The 1414-nt window shown below is 66.5% G+C and carries 1 protein-coding gene; it reads right to left on the reverse strand.

All coding sequences use genetic code 11. The features are described from left to right. Positions 1 to 31: 31 nt before the first annotated feature. Complete coding sequence (locus J5X07_RS12730; RefSeq protein WP_208480048.1) at positions 32 to 1300, reverse strand: IS256 family transposase; 1269 nt, start codon at positions 1298 to 1300, stop codon at positions 32 to 34. Positions 1301 to 1414 lie beyond the last annotated feature (114 nt).

Here is a 1414-nt window from a genome sequence, read left to right on the forward strand (position 1 = left end):
GGTCAAGTCTCTTGGTGTGGTGTTCTTTGTGTTAGGTGGTGATGGTCATCAGGGGGTGGTTGTCGGGGGTGGTGTGGGTCAGGGTGTGGGTTAGTTGCTGGAGTGAGGTCTGGGATAGGTAGCGGCGTTCGCCGTACTGCCATTCCTCGTGCTGCTCTTGGAGGACGGCTCCGATCAGGCGGGTGACGGACTCGCGGTCGGGGAAGACCTGGACGACGTCGGCGCGGCGCTTGATCTCGCGGTTGAGGCGCTCGATGGGGTTGTTGGACCAGATTTTCTGCCAGTGCTCGCGGGGCATGGCGGCGAAGGCGGTCAGGTCGGGCTCGGCGGTCTCCAGCATGTCGGCGATCTGGGGGAAGGAGTCCTTCAGGGAGGTGATGACGTGCTGGTACTGGGCGGTGACGGCCTGGGGGCTGGTCTGGGCGAAGATCGTGGAGATCAGGGCATTGACCGGCTTGGAGTGGGCCGAGCCCAGTGCCTGGGTGACGTTGCGGGCGAAGTGGACCCGGCAGCGCTGCCAGGCCGCTCCCGGCAGGATGGCCCTGACTGCGGCCCGGATGCCGGCGTGGGCGTCGCTGGTCACCAGTGCCACGCCCAGGGGATCGGCGGTGCTGGCGACCCTCAATCCCCGCTGGCGCAGGGAGCGCAGGAACTCGGTCCAAAAGTCGGTGGTCTCGGCATCCCCGATGGCCATGCCCAGGATCTCGCGCCGACCCAGGGCTGATACCCCGGTGGCGACCACCAGGGCCTGGCAGACCACGCGGTGACCCACTCGCACATCGAGGTAGGTCGCGTCGATGAACAGGTAGGGGAACCAGGAGTGGTCCAGGGGCCGGGCCAGGAACTGGCCCACGCCCTGGTCGATGTCCTTGCAGATGCGCGAGACGCTCGAACGCGAGATTCCCGACTCGCACCCCAGGGCCTTGACCAGTTCATCAACCTTGCGTGTGGAGACCCCCTCGATCCACGCCGAGCAGATCACGGCGTACAAGGCCTTATCGACCCTCCTGCGAGGGTTGAGCAGGCTGGGGAAGAACGAGCCGGAGCGCAGCTTGGGGATGGCCAGCTCGACCTCGCCGGCGGTGGTGGCCACTGTCTTGGCGCGTTTGCCGTTGCGGCGTGTGGTGCGCAGCTCGGTGCGCTCATAGGGCCCGGCGCCGATGACCGCGGCCGCCTCGGCATCGATCAGGTCCTGCAGGCCGGCCTGCAGCATGCGGCGGAAGACATCATCATGAGCCAGATCCGGATCGGACAGGACTTCCCCTATCAGGGCGGACACGGCAGACTGGTTCTTGGGCATCGTGGGACACTCCTAGTGATTCTTGGTCGAACAGCTGGGCTCCCACGATGCCCACCCCAGCCACCCTCGCCGGCCAGGCCCGCAGGAATTGCCACCACACTACGAGACGCACCC

It is taken from the genome of Actinomyces bowdenii (assembly GCF_017592395.1).
Classification (GTDB): Bacteria; Actinomycetota; Actinomycetes; order Actinomycetales; family Actinomycetaceae; genus Actinomyces; species Actinomyces bowdenii.

Coding starts and splice junctions, on each gene's coding strand:
- J5X07_RS12730 (WP_208480048.1), bottom strand. CDS start 1,300: ATGCCCAAGAACCAGTCTGCCGTGTCCGCCCTGATAGGGGAAGTCCTG.